We start from the raw sequence: 3,789 nt of genomic DNA, 5'->3' as shown, positions 1-3,789 counted from the left end.
CGTTCCGCCTGGTTCGGTGCGATCTGGATGGTCTCATCGCCACCATCTCCGTCGGTGGGGCGTACGGTGGAATTCCATTCGATGCGCGCTCCCGGGCCGGACCCCCCGACGCGTCCGCTCCGTGAGACCTCCCTGAACCCGAACAGGGAGGCGTGTGTATGGTGTGCATCGACGAAAGGACCCCAGTGGCAAACGGCAAGAAGCTCGTCATCGTCGAGTCCCCGACGAAGATGAAGTCGATCCAGGGATACCTCGGCGACGACTACGAGGTGCTCAGCTCGGTCGGTCACATCCGCGACCTGGCGTCGAAGAAAGAGATCCCGGCCGACAAGAAGGCGGCGTACGGCAAGTACTCCATCGACGTCGAGAACGACTTCGAGCCCTTCTACGTCGTGAACGACCGCAAGACCAAGACGGTCGCCGAGTTGAAGCGCGCGCTCAAGGGCGCCGATGAAGTCCTGCTCGCCACTGATGGTGATCGCGAGGGCGAGGCCATCGCCTGGCACCTCCTCGAGGTGCTCAAGCCCAAGGTGCCCGTCCGTCGAATGATCTTCCACGAGATCACCAAGGACGCCATCCGCGATGCTGCGGAGCACACGCGCGACCTCGACGTCTCTCTCGTCGACGCGCAGGAGACGCGCCGTGTGCTCGACCGCCTCTACGGCTGGGACGTCTCGCCCGTGCTGTGGCGCAAGGTCGGTTCCGGCCGCGAGGGCACCGCGCTCAGCGCCGGTCGTGTCCAGTCGGCGGCGACGCGCATGGTCGTCGAGCGCGAGCGCGAGCGCATGGCGTTCGTCTCGGCCTCGTACTGGGACGTCGAGGCGTTGGCCTCGCGGTCAGGCTCCTCGTTCACCACGCGACTGAACCGCCTCGACGGCGCCCCCATCGCGCGCGGCGGCGACTACGACGACCTCGGTCAGCTCAAGAAGGCCGTCGTCGTCCTCGACGAGACACGAGCCCGAGCTCTGGCCGACGCCATCACCGCGGCCGGGCGCGCCACCGTCGCCAAGGTCGAGGCGAAGCCGGGCACGCGCAGCCCTCGCGCCCCCTTCACCACCTCCACCCTGCAGCAGGAGGCCGGTCGAAAGCTCTCGATGAGCGCCAAGCACGCCATGGGCGTTGCTCAGCGGCTCTACGAGAAGGGCTTCATCACCTATATGCGTACCGACTCGGTCGCCCTCTCGGGTCAGGCTGTCTCGGCGGCGCGCGCGCAGGCCGTCGCCCTGTACGGCGACAAAGCCGTGCCGGCTAACCCCCGCGTCTACAAGAGCAAGTCGAAGAACGCGCAGGAGGCGCACGAGGCCATCCGTCCCTCGGGTGAGACCTTCCGCACGCCGGCGTCGCTCGCGTCTTCGCTCGACCGCGACGAGCAGAAGCTGTACGACCTCATCTGGAAGCGCACCGTCGCCAGCCAGATGGCGGATGCCAAGTACGAGACGACCACGGTGACCCTCACGGTGGATGCCGGGGCCCAGGTCGCCGAGTTCACGGCATCCGGAACCGTCTACACCTTCAAGGGCTTCCTCGAGGCCTACGAAGAGGGTGCCGATGAGAAGCGCAATGACGACGACGCCGACCAGTCGCTCCCGGCTGTCGCCGTGGGTGACGAACTCTCCGTCAGCGACGTGGAGCCCAAGGGCCACAGCACGTCGCCGAAGCCCCGCTACACCGAAGCGAGCCTGGTCAAGGCGCTCGAGGAGAAGGGGATCGGTCGCCCGTCGACCTTCGCCAGCATCATCGGCGTGATCCTCGACCGCGGGTACGTCACCAAGCGCGGTCAGGCCCTCGTTCCCAGCTGGCTCGCGTTCAGCGTGGTGCGGCTGCTCGAGGAGCACTTCGCCGACCTCGTCGACTACGACTTCACCGCCGCCCTCGAGGACGACCTCGACGCCATCGCGCGCGGTGAGCAGCGCCGCACCGAGTGGTTGAAGTCGTTCTACTTCGGCTCGGACAAGCAGGTGGGCCTGCGGCACATCGTCGACAACCTCGGTGAGATCGATGCGCGTGAGCTGAACTCCACGCGCATCACCGACACCGCGACCCTGCGCTTCGGCAAGTACGGGCCGTACCTCGAGGTCACCGATCCGGCGGCCGATGCCGAGGCGAAGCCGCGGATCGTCAACATCCCCGAAGACCTCGCACCCGACGAACTCACCCCCGCCAAAGCGCAGGAACTCATCGACGCTCCCGTCGCGGGTGACCGGGTGCTGGGGGAGAACTCGGAGAACGGCAAGCTCGTCGTCGTGAAAGACGGCCGCTTCGGCCCCTACGTGCAAGAAGTGGATGCCGAGGAGCCCGGGGAGGTCGACCAGGCCACGGGCGAGGTCGTCGAGCAGCCCAAGAAGCGTGGGGCGAAGAAGGAGGTGGCCCCCAAGCCACGTACCGCGTCGCTGTTCCGTTCGATGTCGGTCGACACCGTCGACCTCGACACCGCGCTGCAGCTGCTCTCGCTCCCTCGTGTCGTGGGCACCGATCCCGAGACGGGCGCGGAGATCACCGCGCAGAACGGGCGCTTCGGTCCGTACCTGAAGAAGGGGACGGATTCCCGCTCCCTGGACGACGAGAAGCAGATCTTCGACATCACCCTCGAGGAGGCGCTCGCCAAGTACGCGGAACCCAAGTACGGCGCGCGCCGGGCATCCAGCGCGTTGAAGGAATTCGACGCCGATCCCGTCAGCGGCAAGCCGATCAAGCTCAAGGACGGCCGGTTCGGCCCGTACGTCACCGACGGCGAGACCAACGCCACGGTGCCCCGCGGCGAGAACGCCTTGGAGATCACTTTCGAACGCGCGGTCGAGCTCATCGCCGACAAGCGGGCGAAGGGTCCGGCTCCCAAGAAGGCGGCCCCGGCGCGCAAGACGGCGGCGTCCAAGACCGCGGCGTCCAAGACCACGGCGACTCGGACGGCGACGGCGAAGACTGCGGCCACGAAGACTGCGGCGGCGAAGACGGCGGCCACGAAGACCGCGGCGACCAAGACCACGGCTACTCGGGCGCCGGCGGCGAAGACCGCGGCGACGAAGACGGTGGCGCCCAAGGCGGCCGCGACCACGGCTGCGGCGGCGAAGGCGACCACGACCACGACCCCGCGCAAGGCGCCGGCGAAGACCTCGTGACCGACGACCTCACCCGGCCGCTGCACGCCCCCCGGGCGTCGGCGGCCGGCGGGCCAGGGCTGTTCGTCACTTTCGAGGGCGGGGACGGCGCGGGAAAGACCACGCAGGCGTCGCTTCTCGAGCGGTGGCTCGCAGAGCAGGGTCGCCGGGTCGTGCGTACCCGCGAGCCGGGCGGGACCGAGGTCGGTGTGCGTATCCGCGACATCGTCCTTCATCACCGCGGCCACATCGATGCCCGCGCCGAGGCACTGTTGTACGCCGCTGATCGCGCTCATCACATCGCCACGCACGTGCGTCCGGCCGTGGCACGCGGAGACGTGGTCATCCAAGACCGGTACCTCGATTCGTCCGTCGCGTACCAGGGGGCAGGCCGCATCCTGGACGCCGACGACGTGCGCGCGCTCTCGCTGTGGGCGACCGACGGGCTCCTCCCCGACCTGACCGTGCTCCTCGACCTCGACCCGGCCGCCGCGCGCCGCCGTCTCGATGCCGACGACAAACCCTTCGACCGGCTCGAGGCAGAGAAAGAGGACTTCCACGCGCGCGTGCGCGCCGGCTTCCTCACCTTGGCCGGCGCCGAGCCCCGGCGTTTCCTCGTGCTCGACGCGGAAACGGCCCCCGACGACCTCGCCGCCCTCGTGCGCGATGCGGTCGCAGAGCGTCTGGGCTGAGC

2 protein-coding genes are annotated in these 3,789 nt (G+C 68.6%); both read left to right on the top strand.

The window, feature by feature from the left end:
- The first annotated feature begins 185 nt into the window (after positions 1-185).
- On the top strand, positions 186-3,116 hold the full coding sequence (topA, locus tag RWP81_RS15205; protein WP_314457504.1) for a type I DNA topoisomerase: 2,931 nt from the start codon (positions 186-188) through the stop codon (positions 3,114-3,116).
- Positions 3,113-3,787, top strand: coding sequence for a dTMP kinase (tmk, locus tag RWP81_RS15200; RefSeq protein ID WP_314457502.1), 675 nt, complete (start codon positions 3,113-3,115; stop codon positions 3,785-3,787). Before topA ends, tmk begins: the two co-directional genes overlap by 4 nt.
- Positions 3,788-3,789: the final 2 nt, after the last annotated feature.

The sequence above is a fragment of the uncultured Microbacterium sp. genome (genome assembly GCF_963521695.1).
Classification (GTDB): Bacteria; Actinomycetota; Actinomycetes; order Actinomycetales; family Microbacteriaceae; genus Microbacterium.
This window is presented reverse-complemented; position numbering and strand designations above follow the sequence as displayed.